Origin of the sequence: Sandaracinus amylolyticus, from assembly GCF_021631985.1 — a bacterium.
Taxonomy (GTDB): Bacteria; Myxococcota_A; Polyangia; order Polyangiales; family Sandaracinaceae; genus Sandaracinus; species Sandaracinus amylolyticus_A.
In genome coordinates, this window is the sequence record NZ_CP070225.1 from 5321899 (window position 1) to 5338249 (window position 16351).

The 16351-nt window shown below is 71.3% G+C and carries 12 protein-coding genes; 2 read left to right on the forward strand and 10 right to left on the reverse strand.

Features of this window, described 5'->3' with window-relative positions:
• Positions 1–43 precede the first annotated feature (43 nt).
• A complete protein-coding gene (locus I5071_RS22470; RefSeq protein WP_236607570.1) occupies positions 44–454 on the forward strand; it encodes a hypothetical protein in 411 nt (136 codons plus the stop codon).
• A 4-nt stretch (positions 455–458) separates the two neighbouring features.
• Here I5071_RS22470 and I5071_RS22475 read toward each other — a convergent pair whose 3' ends face one another.
• Together I5071_RS22475 and I5071_RS22480 are read right to left on the reverse strand one after the other, a co-directional pair.
• The gene (locus I5071_RS22475; protein ID WP_236607571.1) at positions 459–818 is read right to left on the reverse strand and encodes a hypothetical protein; all 360 of its coding nucleotides are present in this window, start codon (positions 816–818) and stop codon (positions 459–461) included.
• Between the two features lie 16 nt (positions 819–834).
• Positions 835–2604, reverse strand: coding sequence for a Kelch repeat-containing protein (locus tag I5071_RS22480; protein ID WP_236607572.1), 1770 nt, complete (start codon positions 2602–2604; stop codon positions 835–837).
• Positions 2605–2648: 44 nt separating this feature from the next.
• Here I5071_RS22480 and I5071_RS22485 point away from each other — a divergent pair, with 44 nt between their 5' ends.
• Positions 2649–4295 (forward strand): serine/threonine-protein kinase, encoded by a 1647-nt coding sequence (locus I5071_RS22485; RefSeq protein WP_236607573.1) that lies wholly within the window; start codon positions 2649–2651, stop codon positions 4293–4295.
• A 6-nt stretch (positions 4296–4301) separates the two neighbouring features.
• Here I5071_RS22485 and I5071_RS22490 read toward each other — a convergent pair whose 3' ends face one another.
• From I5071_RS22490 to I5071_RS22525, 8 genes are all read right to left on the reverse strand, one after another.
• Complete coding sequence (locus I5071_RS22490; protein ID WP_236607574.1) at positions 4302–5072, reverse strand: DUF4013 domain-containing protein; 771 nt, start codon at positions 5070–5072, stop codon at positions 4302–4304.
• Between the two features lie 67 nt (positions 5073–5139).
• Positions 5140–5550: an AgmX/PglI C-terminal domain-containing protein gene (locus tag I5071_RS22495; RefSeq protein WP_236607575.1), complete on the reverse strand. Its 411-nt coding sequence runs from the start codon at positions 5548–5550 to the stop codon at positions 5140–5142.
• 313 nt (positions 5551–5863) lie between these two features.
• Positions 5864–6544, reverse strand: a complete 681-nt coding sequence (locus I5071_RS22500) for a hypothetical protein (RefSeq protein ID WP_236607576.1) — start codon at positions 6542–6544, stop codon at positions 5864–5866.
• Positions 6545–6576: 32 nt separating this feature from the next.
• Positions 6577–7836: a PEGA domain-containing protein gene (locus tag I5071_RS22505; RefSeq protein ID WP_236607577.1), complete on the reverse strand. Its 1260-nt coding sequence runs from the start codon at positions 7834–7836 to the stop codon at positions 6577–6579.
• A 37-nt stretch (positions 7837–7873) separates the two neighbouring features.
• Entirely contained in the window at positions 7874–9250 is a 1377-nt protein-coding gene (locus I5071_RS22510) for a pyruvate dehydrogenase complex dihydrolipoamide acetyltransferase (RefSeq protein ID WP_236607578.1), read from the reverse strand.
• A 12-nt stretch (positions 9251–9262) separates the two neighbouring features.
• Positions 9263–10249, reverse strand: a complete 987-nt coding sequence (locus I5071_RS22515; RefSeq protein ID WP_236607579.1) for a pyruvate dehydrogenase complex E1 component subunit beta — start codon at positions 10247–10249, stop codon at positions 9263–9265.
• Positions 10249–11280 (reverse strand): pyruvate dehydrogenase (acetyl-transferring) E1 component subunit alpha, encoded by a 1032-nt coding sequence (pdhA, locus tag I5071_RS22520; RefSeq protein WP_236607580.1) that lies wholly within the window; start codon positions 11278–11280, stop codon positions 10249–10251. The genes I5071_RS22515 and pdhA overlap by 1 nt, the downstream gene beginning before the upstream one ends.
• A 308-nt stretch (positions 11281–11588) precedes the next feature.
• A complete protein-coding gene (locus I5071_RS22525; protein ID WP_236607581.1) occupies positions 11589–16343 on the reverse strand; it encodes a hypothetical protein in 4755 nt (1584 codons plus the stop codon).
• Between the last annotated feature and the right edge of the window lie 8 nt (positions 16344–16351).

A 16351-nucleotide genomic window follows, 5' to 3' on the forward strand; every position in this document is an offset into this window, starting at 1 on the left:
GTTCGAGGGCCAACCCGGCGTAGACTCTCGGTCGGAGAGACGCATGAACGACTTCACGCCCTGGCTCCGTCCCACGCTCGTCGGTCCCTTCGCGACGACGTGGACCATCGTGTCGCTCCTGCAGCTCGCGCAGTCCGCGCTGGTGCTGCCGAACGGCGAGCGCCTCGACGCGTGGCTGCTCGTGCTGCTGTCCTCGAGCTTCTACGCCGCGATGATCGTGGTCGGGCTGCTCAGCGCAGATCTCGTGCTGCTGCGGACCAAGCTGCGTCGGCTCCCGACGAACGGGCGCGCATGGCTCTCGTCGCTGCTCGCGCCGGTCGGCGTGTGGCTCGCGTGGGCGATCGTGGGCTGGGGTGACGAGGACACCGCGATCCCGATGGTCGTGCTGCTGGTGTCGTGGCCGTTCCTCGGCGCGCCGCTCGCGCTGCGCTGGATGTTCGGCGAGCGCCCGTGAGCGCTCACTGCTGGTAGACGATCGCGCCCGATGCGCAGCGCGTCCCGTCGCGCGAGATGTCGAAGCGCACCTGGGTCTCTCCGGGCGCGCTTCCCGCGCTGCGCTCGAGCGTGACGTCGAGCTCGTCGCCGGGGTGGATCACCGCCTCGAACTTCACGCGAACGATGCGCTTCTCTCGTCCCAGCGCGCCGAACACCTCGCGCGCACGACGGTGCGCGAGCGCGACCAGCTGAGCGACCCCGGGCAGCATCGGGTTGCCCTCGAAGTGCCCCTCGAAGAAGCGCAGATCGACGGGCACGGTCGCGCGCAGCACCGCGCGCTCGGGCGTCCGCTCCACCTCGCGCACCACGAAGTCCTCGCTCATCGCGCGCGACGGTACCTCAACGACGCGTCAGGCGCAGGCTCACCAGCTCCGCGCCCGCCTCGCGCGCGACGAACGCGAGCGAGACCTCGCCGAGATCGTCGACCGAGCACGACCGCTCGCCGAGCGTGATCACGCCGGGCGCGATGTTGATCGCGGCATCGCCGTCTCGCGGCGCGCGGCATCCATCGATCGCGATCTCGGTGTCGTCGATCGCGATCGCGATCGATCCCTCGTCGCCGATCACCCGTACGTCGATCCTGCCGCGCGCCGTGAGCCCCACGTCCCAGCGGCTCCCACGCAGCACCCGGAGATCGATGCGCGCGCCCGCATCGAGCGCGACCAGCGCGCCGCCGCGGACCTCGAAGCGCGGCGCGCTCCACCGCGTATCGCCCACCGGATCGCTCACCCACCACGTCTCGTCGGACGCGAAGAGCAGCGTCGCGGGCGGCTCGTCGAAGGGCGTGGGCCCGTCCTCGCGGCGCAGCGACGCGCCGGTCGCGGCGAGCTCGATCACGCTCTCGTCGATCATCGCGACCAGCGCCGAGGGAACGCGCGACGCCGGGCGCGACGACACGCGACCGGTGCCGGGATCGAGCAGGTACGCCGCGCGCGTCTCGCCCTCGCTGCCGACCACGAGCGCCCGTCCCGCGGTGCCCACCGCGCGCGCGATCTCGAGCGGCATCGCATCGAGCGCGCGCGACGCGACCGGTGCGTCCCCGTGCAGCGCGATCAGGTGCGCGCCGTCGGGCGTGACCCACACCAAGCGCTCGCGCACCGCGGTCAGCGCGAGCGGCGCTGCGAGCGCGACGTCGAAGCGCTCGATCACGTCGCGCTCGACGTCGAGCCGCTCGATCACGCCCGCGTCCTCGCCACGCATCGCACCGCCCGCGATCCACACGCGGCCGTCCTCGGCGAGCCCGATCCACGGCGCGAGGCGCGGCACCGCGAGCCGCGCGCCCAGCACGACGCTCTCCGCGCGCTGCGGATCGATCACCTCGATGCCGTCGATGCCCTCTCCGTCGCTCGTCGCGCGCCCGCCGATCAGCACCACCCGGCCGTCGCGCAGGCGCACCGCCGCATGATCACGACGAGGTCTCGAGAGCGGCTCGATCACGCGCGCCGCGTCCACCCGCGGATCGAGGATCTCGAATTGATCGTACGCCGGCGCGTCCGCCGAGATCGCACCGCCCGCGATCACCACGCGCGATGCGTCGATCGCGGTCGCGGTCCCGAACGCGGTGGAGAACCCGAGGCGCGCCGGCGTGGTCTCACCGACCTGCGCGCCGGGCGGCAGGAGCGCGATCCGACCGGTCGCGCGCTCGCCGTCCAGCCCTCCGGCGACGAGCGACGTCCCGTCCTCGAGCACCGCGAGCTGCGCGCCCTCGGGGGCACGCGCATCGGGATCGCCGATCGGGCACGAGAGCCCCGGTGGCAAGAGCGCGATCTCGTCGCCCGCCGCGCCCAGCGCGCGCCACCCCACACCGCGCCATCCGGGCGCCTCGGCGATCGCGAGCACCACGCGCGTCGGGTACGGCAGCGCGGGCAACGCACGGATCGGCGCGTCGGGCGCGAGCGACACGATCGACGAGGGCTCCCCCGGGCCGTCGCCGAGCACGCGAACCCGGAGCGACGCGAGCGACGACGCAGGCGCGCAGCTCGTCGCGTCGGGCAGTCGCAGCACGATCGAGCGCTCGACCACGCGCTCGCCCTCGCACGCGGCCGCGAGCACGGCGAGGAGCGCGATCGCAGCTCGACGCGGCTGGCTCCGGTATGATCGCGTCACCATCGACCGGGCTGCATCGTAGTCGCCCTCTTCGATCCTCGCTCACCGTGATCGCGTCCGAACCGGCGTCGGGCCCCGAGCCCTTCGGCAAGTACCTGCTCGATCGCGAGATCGCCCGCGGCGGGATGGCGCGCGTCCATCTCGCGCGGCTGCGCGGGCTCGGCGGGTTCGAGAAGCGCCTCGTGGTGAAGCAGATCCTGCCGCACCTCGCGCTCGATCCGCGCTTCGTCTCGATGTTCGTCGAAGAGGCGAAGACGCTGGTGCAGATGAGCCACCCGCACGTCGTGCCGGTGTACGAGCTGGGCGTCGTCGACGGCGTGTACTTCCTCGCGATGGAGTACGTCGAGGGCGCGACGCTCGCCGACGTGCTCGAGGAGGGCCCGATCGATCCCGCGCAGGTCGCGCACGTGGGCGCGCAGATCGCGGACGCGCTCTCCTACGCGCACGAGCGCTTCTCGGTGGTGCACCGCGACGTGACGCCGCGGAACGTCATGGTCGACGCGGCCGGGCACTGTCGACTGCTCGACTTCGGCATCGCCGCGCCCGCGGAGGACGACGCCGAGGGCGCGCTCTTCGGCACGCCGGGCTATCTCGCGCCGGAGCAGGCGCGCGGCGAGACGATCGGTCCCGCGACCGATCTCTTCGCGCTCGGCGCGGTGCTGCACCACGCGCTGCTCGGCGAGCCGCCGGTCGATCCCCACGACGTCGATGCGCTGCGTGCGCGGCGCGATCCCATCCCGAGCGTCGCAGCGCGCGGCGTCGATCCCGAGCTCGCCGCGATCGTCGATCGCGCGCTCGCGCTCGATCCGAAGGAGCGTCCGCCCTCGGCTGCAGCGCTCGCACGCGCGCTGCGCGGATGGCTCGCAGCGAAGAGCCCGGAGGGGGTCGCCCACGAGCTCGGTGCACGCGCGGAGCGAGCACGGGGGCGCCGCGAGCGACGTCGCGCCTCGGAGCGCCCACCGGCGCCGACCACCGGGACCAGCACCGCGCGGCGCGAGCCGACCGGCAAGGTGCGCACGCTCGCGCAGAGCCGGGCGCTCGAGGAGATCATCGCGGGCACGGTGCCGCTCGCACGCGCGAGCACGCCCCAGGCCCTCGAGCCCGCGACGAAGCCGATCGATCGACCGCGCCCTCCCCCGGAGCCCGAGCCGATCGAGCGCACCGATCGCGTGCGCGTGGCAGCGCCGTCACGGCCGCGGAGCTGGGTGGGGCCGGTCGTCGTCGGAGGGCTCGCGGTCGCAGGCGCGCTCGTGCTCGCGCTCGCCGCGGGCACGCCGCCCGAGCCCGACCCCGAGCGCCCGCTCGTCGTCGAAGCGCGCCAGCCCGAGCCCATCGCGCCGCCGCCGCGCGATCCCGAGCCCATCGCGGCGCCGATCGCCGAGCCCACGCCCCCCGAGGCCCAGCCCACGACGACGCCGATCACCGCGACGACCGACGACACCACGCGCGCACGAGGCGCATCGATCGCCGTCTCGTCGCGCGACTGGGCCGAGATCAGCGTCGATGGTCGCCGCCTCGGCACCACGCCGATCCGCCGCGCGTCGCTCTCGCCGGGCGCCCACACGATCGTCGCCGAGAACGCGCCGCTCGGCCTTCGCGCCAGCGCCTCGTTCCGCGCCGAGCCCGGTGAGCGACTGCGCGCCGTCGTCGACTTCCGCGCGACCCCGCCGCGGATCTCCGTCGACGCGCAGTGATCGACTTCAGAACGTCGACGGCGCCGGCGCGACGGGCCCGTCCGAGGGCGGATGCGCGACCTGCAGCGGCGCGCCGCCGCGCTCGACGTACTTCTGGTACAGCTGCGCCGCGAAGTGCGCGCGCGCGACGACCATCGCGACCATGCACGGGATGAGCGGCAGGCCGCAGAGCAGCATCGAGCCGACCATCATCAGCCACTGCACGAACGCGAGCACGAGCGAGCCGATCACGAGCTCGCGCATGACGAGCTTCGTCATGTCGAGCACCTCGCGGAACTGGAGCCCCGCGTTCAGGTCGTCGGCGAGCTCGGCGCGGATGCCGGCCATCTGCGCAGGGAGCTGCAGGACGATCGACACCGCGATCAGCAGCGGGAAGCCCACGCCGAACGCGCAGAGCGCGCCGAGGCCGCCCATCCCGCCGTCACCGCCCGCCGCCGCGCCGCCGATCATCGTCGCGATCGCGCCCGCGTAGAGGCACGCCACGCCGGTCCCGATCAGGATCCCGGCGGGCAGCCCCCAGATCATCATCGCCAGGAACGCCTTGAACCCGGTCGAGAGCAGCTTGCCGAGGTAGTCGAAGTCGAGATCGAGGCGCGGCATCGGCGTCTCGGTGCCCGACACCGCGCGCCGCACCATCACCGCGCCCCACCCCGCGAGCACGATCTGCCCGAGGAACGGAATGATCGACGCGCTCAGCAGCAGCAGCGAGCCGACGCCGATCTTCGAGAGCCAGTCGGGATCTTCACGGAGTCGGCGGAGGCCGCGGAGGTAGTCCATCGCGCGAAGGAGTGACACGCGTGCTCGCGACGATCGAGCACGCGTTCGGACTCATCTCACCGTGCGCTCAATGCCGGGGCGTGAACTGGAAGGGCACCTGCACGACTGCGCAGTCGCGCCCCCCCGGCGGCGGGAAGCGCATGTGCGACGCGACGCTGCGCACGCACGCGAACACGTCGCGATCGCGGAGCGAGCCCGTCACCTGCGTGCCGTCGACGCTGCCGTTCGGCGCGATGCGCACCGCGAGCGTCATGTTGCCCTCGAGCATCGGGTTCTGCTTGAGCTGGCGCTCGTAGCAGTTGCGGATCTGCGCGTTGTGCTCGCGGATGACCTGCGAGGCCGCAGCGGCGGCGATCTCGCCGGTGCAGTCGTCCCAGCTGCGCGTCGGCGGCGGTCGGCGCGCCGTCGTCGTCGTCCCCGCGTCGGGCGGCGGGCCCGCGTCGGGCTCGAGCTCCGGGATCTCGAACTCGTCCTCCACGAGCGCGGTCGAGCGTCCCGCGCCCGCGTCGGGCGTCGTCTCGGCGACCGGCGCGGGAGGTGGAGGCTCCTCGCGCGTCAGGCAAAAAGCGAGGCCCGCGATGGCGAGCAACGCCACGCCGGCGATCGCATATTTGGCTCCCCCGCCACCGGGCTGGGGAGGCGGTGTCGACTCGGACGCCACGTTCTCTCCCTTCGAGCGCGCCTTTCGGCGGGCTCCTTTTACCACGCCACGCGACGCGTGCCGTCCCAATCGCACAGCGCCGCACGCGCCGGGCTCTCAGGCGCGTTCATGCCGGCGAGCGCGCGATCCTTCAGCGCAGGGACCCCGTGATCTCGAGGTGCAGATCGATCCCGATGCGCGCGGTGCCCTCGGGGAACGCATCGCCCGGCGCGAGGTCGACGCGCGTGCGCGCGAAGAAGCGCACCCGACGCGACGTGTCCACGAGGTAGCGCGAGAGCGCGTCGACCCCCTCCGCGTCGAGCGCGATCGCACCGCTCGTGATCGCGCCGGCCTCGATCGGCGGCACCACGCCGAGCGCGACCACGCCCAACGACGCATCGACGTGCGACGCGCCCTCGGGCCCCCAGAACAGCTCGGTCTCGGGCAGCGGAACGGTGAGCGCGTTGAAGGGCACGTCGTAGCTCGCCTCGACCACCTCGATCGCCTCGACGTGCCCGAGGAGCTCGCGCGCATCCGACGTCAGCTGATCGACGTCGACCACCTCGCCGAGCGCGAACGAGATCGTGCGCGCCGCGGGATCGCAGACGCTCGCCTCGCACGTGATCGGCACGTCGGCGGAGCTCGGGCACATCTCGGTCGGCCCGCACGCGAGCTGCGCGATCGTGTCCCCGTCGCGCATCGTGTCGGGCAGCGCGAGGGCATCCGCGTCGACGTCGAAGCCGCGCGCTCCGGTCTGGAGCCGGACCATCACGCTGTCGTCGCAGCCCGCGAGCGTGAGCACGAGCGCCGTCAGCGCAGGAGCGACGCGCATCGACGCGAGTCTACGACCTCGAGCCCGCGGCGTCAGCGCGACACGCCCCACGGCTCGCGTCCGTCGACGATCAGCGTCTCGCGCTGCTGCGGCTCGGGCCACGTCGCGCCGATCGTCGCGCCGATCGCGCCCGCGATCACGACGCCCGCGATCACCCAGGGCCACGGCTCCTGCCACCACTCGGCCGCGGGCGGAGGCGGCGGCGCGACGGGGATGGGCTCGTCGAGCCAGGCACGGGCATCGGCGAGCGCCCTCGCCCCGAGCGGCGCGCCGACGAGATCGGGATCGTGCGGCAGCGCCGACTCCACGCGCGCCACGTCGATCCGCACCGGCTCGCTGCAGCCCTCGGCGCGACACGCGACGACGAGCGCGCGATCGGTCGCGCCCGCGCTCGCCTCCACCAGCCAGAGCGCGCGCGGCGCATGCCCGTCGCGCGAGAGCTCGGCGAGGAGCGACGCGACGTGCTCGAGCGCGCCGGCATCGCTCGCATCGCGCAGCGAGCGCGCCGCGACGAGGACGGGCTCGGGCGCGAGCGTCACCGCGATCGGCGCCCGCGCGCCCTCGAGCACGTCGACGAGGCGCGCCCACGCACGATGGCCCGGCGCGTCGACCCGCAGCACGTGCGCGCCGACGCTGGTCTCGATGCGCGCCGGTGCCTCACCGATCACACGTCCGTCGAGCGACACGATCGCGCCCGGCACGTCGGTGCGCAGCTCGAAGCGGCCGCGAGGCCCGGTCGCGATCGCGCGTGCGATCGACGCGGCGCGCGCGACGAGCGCCGGAGGTGCTTCGGCGGCGCCGAGCACGCGGCTCGGATCGATCGTGCTCGCGCGCGCGAGCGCCGCCTCGGCGAGCCCCGACTGCCCGAGCTCCGCGGCCGTCACCGCGAGCGCGATCTGCACCTCCGCGTACCACGCGCTCGCGCCCGGCACGTCGAGCACCGAGCGCGCGATGCGCTCCGCGTCGGCGAGCCGCGCGAGCGCGCCGTGCGAGTCGAGCTCGGCGCGCGCGTCGTGGGCCTCGCGCACCAGACGCTCCACGTCGGCGAGCCGCGCGACGCGCGTCTCCGCGCTGCCTGGCTCGTCGAGCACCCACTGCTCGGCCTCGATCGTCACCTCCGCGCCGGCGCGCTCGAGCGCCCGCGCGACGCGCCGTTGCCAGCGACGCGCGCGCCCCGCGACCTCGCCCTCGGGCGCCGACGCGATCCACACGACGTGAGGCGCATCGGCGCGGGCCGGCACCACGCCGAGCGCGATCACACCGGCCAACACCAGCGCCCAAGCGCGAGCCACCGCGCGAGCGTACTGCGTGACGCCCGCGCGTGCTCGATCACATCAGCATCGTGATCGGCGCCTCGATGATCTTCTTCAGCGCCGCGAGCCACTCCGCGCCGACCGCGCCGTCCACCACGCGGTGATCGCACGACATCGTCATTCGCAGGCGCCGCCCCGGCACAACCGCGCCGTTCTTCACGACCGGCTCTTCGCGCACCACGCCGACCGCGAGGATCGCGCCCTCGGGCGGATTGATCACCGCCGAGAAGTCTTCGATGCCGAACATGCCGAGGTTCGAGATCGAGAACGTGCCGCCCTGCATCTCCTCGGGCTTCAGCTTCTTGTCGCGCGCCTTCTTCGCGAGCTCGCGCACCTCGCGCCCGATCTCGACGACGCCCTTGCGATCCGCGTCGCGCACCACCGGCGTGAGCAGCCCGTCGGGCACCGCGACCGCGACCGAGATGTCGACGACCTGGTGCTGCAGGATCTTGTCGCCCGCGAACGACCGATTCACCGCCGGCACGCGGCGCAGCGCGATCGCGCACGCCTTGATCAGCAGATCGTTGACCGAGACCTTCTCGCCGCTCTTCTCGAGCTCGGCGTTGATCCGGGCGCGCGCGTCGTTGATCGGATCCGCGTCGACGTCGATCGTCAGATAGAAGTGCGGGACGTTCTGCTTCGACTCGACGAGCCGCCGCGCGATCGTCTTGCGCATCTGGGTGAGCGGCTGCTCCGCGGGCGGATGGCGCTCGAAGCTCGTCTGCAGCGGCACGAACACGTGCGCGGCCGGGGCCTTCGCTTCCGCCACCGGCGCGGGCTTCGGTCGCGAGAGCACCTCGTCGACGTCGCGCTTGATGATCCGACCGCCGGGCCCGGTGCCCTGCACGCCGCGCAGATCCACGTCGTGCTCGCGCGCCAGCGCACGCACCAGCGGCGACGCGCGCACCCGTCCGTCGTGCCCGTTCGTGACCTGCTGCACGCCGTTCTGCACCACCGGCGGCGGCGCGGTCGGCGCCTTCTCCGGAGGCGTCGACGGACGCGCCGTGCTCGCGGGCGTGTTCGGCGAGGGCGTCATCGCCCCCGGCGCGACCGGCGCGCTGTGCGGCTGCTCGGGCTTCGGCGCGTCGGGCATCGAGGGCGCCGCTCCGGCCGCGCCGCTCTTCACCTGCGCGAGCAGCGCGGTGATGTCCTCGCCCGCGTTGCCGAAGATCGCGACCGGCTGCTCCGGCTTGAGCGTCGCGCCCTCGGGCGCGAGCACCTTCAGCAGCACGCCCTTGTCGAACGAGCGCCACTCCATCGTGGCCTTGTCGGTCTCGATCTCCGCCACGAGGTCGTCGATGCCGATCGCGTCGCCTTCCTTCTTGGCCCAGCGCGCGAGCGTGCCCTCCTCCATCGTCGGAGAGAGCTTCGGGAGCCCGATGATCTTCGCCATCTCTCGCCTCGCTCAGCTCTTGTAGAGCACGTCGCGGATCGTCTTCTCGATGCGGTCCGGTCCGACGATCACCTTGTTCTCGAGGTGCAGCGCGTAAGGCATGGGCACGTCGAGGTTCGTCGCACGCAGGATCGGCGCGTCGAGGTAGTCGAACGCATCGCGCGTCACACGATCCACGATCTCCGCGCCCGGTCCGCCGTAGGGCCAGTGCTCGTGCACCACCACGCAGCGGTTCGTCTTCTTCACGCTCTGCACGATCGTGTCGGTGTCGAGCGGGCGCAGCGAGCGCGGGTCGATCACCTCGATCTCGATCCCCTCGCCCGACAGACGATTCGCGACCTCGAGCACCGTGTAGAACGGGCGGCCCCAGGTCACGACCGTCACGTGGCGACCCTCGCGCACCACGCGCGCCTGGCCGAGCGGGATCGTTTCGTCCTCACCCGCGTCGGGCACGTCGCCCTTCACGTTGTAGAGCGTCTCGCCCTCGAGGAAGACGACCGGGTTGTCGTCGCGGATGCTCGTCTTGAGCAGCCCCTTCGCATCACGCGGCGTCGACGGGTACACGACCGCGAGCCCCGGCACGTTGCAGTAGAACGGCTCCACTGCGTGCGAGTGCTGCGCGCCCACCTGACGCGCCGACGCGTTGGGCCCCCGGAACACGATGGGCACGGGGTACTGGCCCGCGCTCATCTGGTACATCTTCGCCGCGTTGTTGACGATCTGGTCGAACGCGACGAACGAGAAGTTCCACGTCATGAACTCGATGATCGGGCGCAGCCCCGTCATCGCCGCGCCCACGCCGACCCCCGCGAAGCCAGCCTCGGCGATCGGCGTGTCGATCACGCGCTCGGCGCCGAACTGATCGAGCAGGCCGCGCGTGACCTTGTACGCGCCCTGATAGTGGCCGACCTCTTCGCCCATGACGAAGACGCGAGGATCGCGCTCCATCTCCTCGGCCATCGCTTCCTTGAGCGCATCGCGATAGGTGATCTCGCGCATCACGCGCCTCCTCCCTCGCGCGGCCCGTCGCCGCTCGTCGTCCTGGCCAAGACGTAGTCGAGCATCGACGACTCCTTCGCGGGCTCGCTCTCGTCCGCGAACTTCACCGCGTCGGCGACCTCTTCCTCGACCTGCGCCTCGATGCGCGCGACGTCGTCCTCGCTCGCGCCCGCCTCGAGCAGGCGCTGCCGCGCGATGCGCACGGGGTCGCCCTTGCGCTTGCGCTCCTCGACCTCCTCGCTCGTGCGGTACTTGCCGGGATCCGACATCGAGTGACCGCGGAAGCGATAGGTGAGGATCTCGATCAGCGTCGGACCTTCACCGTCACGCGCGCGCGCCACCGCCTTCGCGATGCGGTCGCGCACCTCGATCACGTCCTGCCCCTCGAAGCGATCGCGCGCCATGCCGTAGCCCGGCGCCTTGTCGGTGATGTCCTTCGCGGGCAGCGTGCGCTCGAGGGGCGTGCCCATCGAGTACATGTTGTTCTCGCAGACGAACACCACGGGCAGCTTCCAGAGCCCCGCGAGCGAGAGCCCCTCGTGGAACCCGCCGATGTTCGTCGCGCCCTCGCCGAAGAAGCAGAGCACGACCTCGTCGTTCTTCAGGTACTTGCACCGGAAGCCGACGCCTGCGGCGAGCGAGCAGTGCCCGCCGACGATGCCGTGGCCGCCGAGGAACCGGTTGGGCCCGTCGAACATGTGCATCGAGCCGCCGAGACCGCGCGCGCACCCGGCGTCCTTGCCGAAGAGCTCGGCCATCACGCCGCGCGCGCTGGTGCCGCGCGTCAGCGCGAAGCCGTGGTCGCGATAGGTCGTGATGATCCAGTCGGTCTTGCGGATCGCTGCCTCGACGCCGACCGCGATCGCCTCCTGCCCGATGTAGAGATGCAGGAAGCCACCGATCTTGCCCTGCACGTAGGCCCGCGCTGCTTCCTCCTCGATGCGCCGGATCAGCTGCATCGAGTGGAACATCCGCGCGAGCTCGTCGCGCGCTGCGGGGGCCTCGCCGGGCTGCATGTCCAGAGAGCCCATCGTTCCTCCAAAGGGGGGCGGAGCCTAGCACGAAAAGAAAGACGTCACGCCATCGGGGCGATCGTTCGATCGCCTTGTTTTTCCTTTGACGCAGAGCGTCACTCTGCGTCGAGGCACCATTTCGTGCTGCAGCAGTTCTAGGGGCGCCAGCGGCCGCGAGCCAGGGTCGCACGAGACCCCGGACCACGAGAAGACCACCGCCCGAGCACGGACCGCAGAACGACGTAGGCCCCGACCGCTCACGCGATCGGGGCCTTCATCATGTGGAGCGACTCGCGCTCGATTGGCTCTCGGGAGCCTGCGTCAGATCACAGCCAGCTCGTGATGCCGAAGATCCGCTGGACTTCGATGAGCGTCTCGAGGAACGACTCGTTGCGCTCGAGCTCACGCTGGCGGTTGCGGAGCTCGCGCTCCTGCTCCGGCGTGCGCGACGCGAGGGCCTCGAGCTCCGCGATGCGCGTCTGGTTCTGCGTCATCGAGAGGAGCAGCGCGAAGCCGAGCTGCTCTTCCTCGAGGTTGTACTCGATGCGCGGGCGGACCTTCACCGCGACGTAGGCCACGTGGAGGCGGTTCGACTGGTACACGATGTAGTCGGCCTCGAGCGGGTCGGTGCACAGGTCGTGCGTCGCCTCGATCGCGGTGCCGAACGCACAGGTCGCGTCGCCGTCGGGCTGGGTGTCGGGGATGTCGAAGCCGTCGGCGTTGCCGAGCTTGAACACCGCGAGACGCTGCTCCCACGACGAGTCGTAGAAGACCGGGAACTCGGAGAGCGCGAACGCGGCCGCGTAGAAGCGGAGCACGTCGTTGCTCGTGCCACCGAGCGCGCTGCCCGGGAACACTTCCGTGTTCGGTCCACGGCACGGAACCAGGGCGCCGGTGCCCGGCGCGCGGCAGTTCGCGCGGTACCAGTTGACGTACTCGAGCGTCGCGTCGCCGCCCGCGTCCACCGTCACGCGCGGTGCGTACCAGTGCGGATCGTCGATCACGTAGCCGCCGAAGAGCTCCGTCATCTCGACCGGGAACAGGTCGTAGAAGTTGATGAAGTAGCGCTCGTCGATCGTGAACGAGAGGCCCCAGTCACGGATCGTCAGTGCGCGCAGCGCGATGAGCTTGTCGAAGAACGTGCCCGCGCGCTCGAGGCGCCAGAAGCCCTGCAGGCCCTCCTGGTACGCCGACCACGTGTAGAAGCCCTGACCGGGCGCGAGCGTGAACTCCGAGCCCGCCATGTCGGGCGTCTCGCCCATGTGGCGATAGGTGTCGGTCGTCGCGTCGTAGTCGTACGACCCGACGTCCGGCAGCTGCGCGAGGTACGAGAGGAAGTTCATCGAGTCGACCGACGCCATGAACTGGTCGTCGAAGCCGAGCGGGCCGGAGTCGCTGCCGAAGCCGGTCTCGTAGTAGTACCGGAAGAGCAGGTGCTGGTAGATCTTCGCCGCGTCGGGGATCCACCGCGTCGCGCGCGAGCCCGCGTAGAACGGACGGCGGAAGCGGCGGAAGTACGAGGTCGGATAGCTCGACTCCCACGAGGTGCGCATGTTCGCGGTCACCTCGAGGAACGACTCACCCGCGTCGAACGTGCTGCACCACGAGATGTCGTTGAGGCGCGAGTTCGAGCAGAAGAGGTAGTTGACCGGGTAGTAGTCGAGCGGCGCCGAGGGCGCGCGGTACGCCGCGCCGGCGACGTAGTCGACCATGTCCTCGTCGAAGTTCGAGCAGATGCAGTGGCGCGCCGCCTCGGGATCCGAGAGGTCGCCACAGGGCACGGGGATCGACGAGTAGCGCGGGTTCGAGACACAGCGCTGCGTGACCGCCTGGCCGGGCGCGAGGCCCGACGAGCCGGCCGCCATCGGGCACTGCGCGTCGACGCGGCACTGATCACCACCGCGGTACCACGTCCAGAGCTCGCGCTCGTGGAGATCGGAGCGGAGGAGGTCGTTGCGCGACGTGCCCGGCTCTTCGTGGCGCGGGTCGCCCTCGAACGACTCGATCATGTTGAAGTAGTTGAAGTACACCGCGCCGCGGTCGTAGAACCCGATGCCCATCGAGTCCGACTCGTCGCCGGGATAGTCCATCGTGGACGACGTGGTGTAGTTGCCGAGACCGCGCTCCTGGCGCTGGCTGCGGATGTTCTGGAACTCCTGCAGCCAGACGTTCGTCTCGACGTCGGTGAGGACGCCGTTGCGGTCAGCGTCGAACTCCGTCATCAGCGGGAGCGCGCACGAGCGGCGCGCGCCCGCGAGGTCGGTGCAGTCGTCCGACATCTCGATGTTGAAGTACGCCGGGTTGTAGTGATCGCGATCGAGCGTCGCGCCGAAGTTGTGCTCGAGGCCGAGGCCGTGACCGAGCTCGTGCTGCATGACCGCGCGGTGGAACGCCTGCGCCCAGCGGAGGCGCGCCGTCGGGAGCGCGACGCCGTCGAACGCATTCGCCCAGTAGCGGCCGTACTGGCTGATGAGCTGGTACTCGTTCTCGAAGAGCATGCAGGTCCCCGACTCGCCGAGGAGCTGCTCGCGACGGCGCTCCGCCATCACGTCGCCGAGGAACGCATCGCGCGAGGGCGACGCACGATCACGCACCGCGTCCGCGAACTGCGCGGGGCTCGACACGCCGTAGCGCGACGCGAGCTCCTGCTCCACCGAGGTCGGGGTACGACCGGTCGCGACGCGGCTCGTGGCCTGGATCTCCGCCGGGCGGGTCGCCTGGAAGGTCTCCATCGCGACGCCGTCGGTGAAGCGACGCTCGAGGCCGCTGCCCGCGATGTTCTGCATGCGCTCGCTCAGCAGCTGCGCGCGCGCCTCGCTGCCGTGGAGCCGCTCGACGCGCGCCGCGTGCGTCTCGATCACGTCCTCGAAGTGCGCGTGCAGATCGGTCGGGAGCGAGGGACGCGGGCCACCGCCCGTGCCGCCGCCCGCCGCCGCGCCGGGCGCGAGGCCGACCGGCGAGCGGACGCGACCGAGGCTCTCGAAGTACTGGCGGATCTCCTCGCCCTCGAAGAGCGGGTCCGCCGGCTCCTCGCCGCGCAGGATCGGCCAGATGTTGAGCGCGATCTGCGAGACGTTGTCGAGGCAGAGGCCGCCCATGTTGACGGGCGAGATCACCGCCTCACCGGTGAGCGGATCCTGGTTCGGCTGCATGACGCCGCACCAGCCCGCGCCCGCGCCGCTGACGTAGTTGAAGAACTGGTAGCGGAGGTCGCCGAGCTGCTGACACGCCGCGCCGGGGTTGCGGTCGCAGTCGTTGACGTCGAGGACGAGCATGCACTCGGTGCCGCGGAAGCGGTACTCGTACGCGTCGACGATCTCGTTGCCGTCGCCGTCGACGTCGTAGTCCGCGAAGTCCGTCGGGTTCGTGAGATCCGCCGGGCCCTCGATCCAGCAGTCGAACGGATTCTCTTCGTTACGCTCCTCGGGGCGCACGAAGTAGTTCGACACGTGCGCGCAGTCCATCGTGTCGCGGTCCACCTCGGGCGAGAGGAACCCTTCACGGCCGTAGCAGTACTGCGTCGGATCCGCGCTCTGCATCGCGACGCGCGCGCCGGTCGGCGGCGGCGGCACGGTGACACCACCGATGTTGCGGCCCTCGCGCTGCTCGCGATTGCCGCGCATGAACGCGTCGTTCCACTGCGCGACGAGCTCGAACGCGCTGCGCGTCAGGTACGTCGGATAGTCCGCCGAGAGCGTGTAGTGGACCGCGCGGACCGGACGCTCGTGGAGCGGCACGGTGCAGCGACGCGCGTGCTGATCGCACACCGAGCCGCCGTTCGCGCCCGCGCCACCGTCGTAGCGACCGCTGCACTGCCAGTCCGCGATGCACTCCTGATCACGGAGCGAGTCCGAGTAGAAGTTGTGACGAAGGCGGTAGTAGGTGAGGAAGTCGGTCTCACCGAGCTCGTTCGTCAGACCGCCGACGCAGAGGTGCTGCGTCGTGTCGCAGACGATCTCGCACTCGATGCCGAACTCGGGGTCGCAGCCCGGATCGCAGTCGAGGTTCGTGTCGCAGCGGCGGCCGATCGTCGAGCGATCGTCACCACCGCGCGTGTACGTGCGCGACTCGGTGCGGATGATGCCGAAGCGATCGTACTCGCTGTTCGCGAGGGTCTCGGTCGCGTACTCGTGGTTCGGCGGGATGCGGAGGAACGCGTCGCGCACCGTGATGCGGATCGACGTCTCGCAGAGCGCGTCGACGCACTGGAGCGGAGTCCAGAGCTCCTGCGTGACGAACGACATGTAGTGGACCGCGTCGCGCTGATCGGTCGGCCACTCCTCGAGGAAGCGGTAGCAGGCCGCGTCGCTCTCGCCGCTCGGGTCGCACGCGGCCTCGTCGCTGAGGCGCACGAACTGCGGGGCCCACTCGGCGGGCAGATCACAGCGCGCGTCGGGGTTCTCGGGGTCCGCGCACAGACCCTCGTCGAGCACGCCGAGCGGCACCGACTCGCGGCGGAACGTGCCGAAGAGCTGGTCGATCTCGAGGCCGGCGCCGAAGAGGCCCCAGGTCACGAGGTTCTGCGACCAGTCGACGCGCACGAAGCGGCGGTCGTACCAGCGACGATCGGTGTTCTCGCTCACCACGTTGCCGGGCTCGCCGGTCACCGGGTTGAAGTCCTGCCGAACGTCGAAGTGACCCGAGATGCGATACGCCGCGAGCGGCTGACCGCGGAACTCGGGGTCACGCGCGTCCGCCGACGAGCCCTGCACGATCTCGCTCGAGCGATACGCGAACAGGAAGTTCTCGTCGACGACCCAGCGGATGCGACCGACGACGCCCGACTGCGACGCGATGTCGAAGTTGGCAGTCGCGCCCGGCCACGGAGCGCCGGCGCCGGCGGCGCCGATCGCCCACGACTCGCTGTCCGAGAGGTCGACGACGGTGTGGGTGAACCACCACTCGCCCTCGAACACGCTCTTGTCGATCAGGTTGGTCTGCACGCGGTCGATCCGCGGGCCCGGCTCGCAGCCGGACACCGCGATCGCCGCGAGCGCGGCGAGCAGCGCGAGAGGGCGGAGCTTGCTGGAGATCATGGTCGTCGCCTCGGAGGTCCGGAGGTTCTTCGGGTGCATGCTCATCGCTCGCT

What these genes read in the sequence shown, in the direction of transcription:
- I5071_RS22470 (WP_236607570.1), top strand. Translation starts at nt 44, where the DNA reads ATGAACGACTTCACGCCCTGGCTCCGTCCCACGCTCGTCGGTCCCTTC.
- I5071_RS22475 (WP_236607571.1), bottom strand. Translation starts at nt 818, where the DNA reads ATGAGCGAGGACTTCGTGGTGCGCGAGGTGGAGCGGACGCCCGAGCGC.
- I5071_RS22480 (WP_236607572.1), bottom strand. Translation starts at nt 2,604, where the DNA reads ATGGTGACGCGATCATACCGGAGCCAGCCGCGTCGAGCTGCGATCGCG.
- I5071_RS22490 (WP_236607574.1), bottom strand. Translation starts at nt 5,072, where the DNA reads ATGGACTACCTCCGCGGCCTCCGCCGACTCCGTGAAGATCCCGACTGG.
- I5071_RS22500 (WP_236607576.1), bottom strand. Translation starts at nt 6,544, where the DNA reads ATGCGCGTCGCTCCTGCGCTGACGGCGCTCGTGCTCACGCTCGCGGGC.
- I5071_RS22510 (WP_236607578.1), bottom strand. Translation starts at nt 9,250, where the DNA reads ATGGCGAAGATCATCGGGCTCCCGAAGCTCTCTCCGACGATGGAGGAG.
- I5071_RS22515 (WP_236607579.1), bottom strand. Translation starts at nt 10,249, where the DNA reads ATGCGCGAGATCACCTATCGCGATGCGCTCAAGGAAGCGATGGCCGAG.
- pdhA (WP_236607580.1), bottom strand. Translation starts at nt 11,280, where the DNA reads ATGGGCTCTCTGGACATGCAGCCCGGCGAGGCCCCCGCAGCGCGCGAC.
- I5071_RS22525 (WP_236607581.1), bottom strand. Translation starts at nt 16,343, where the DNA reads ATGAGCATGCACCCGAAGAACCTCCGGACCTCCGAGGCGACGACCATG.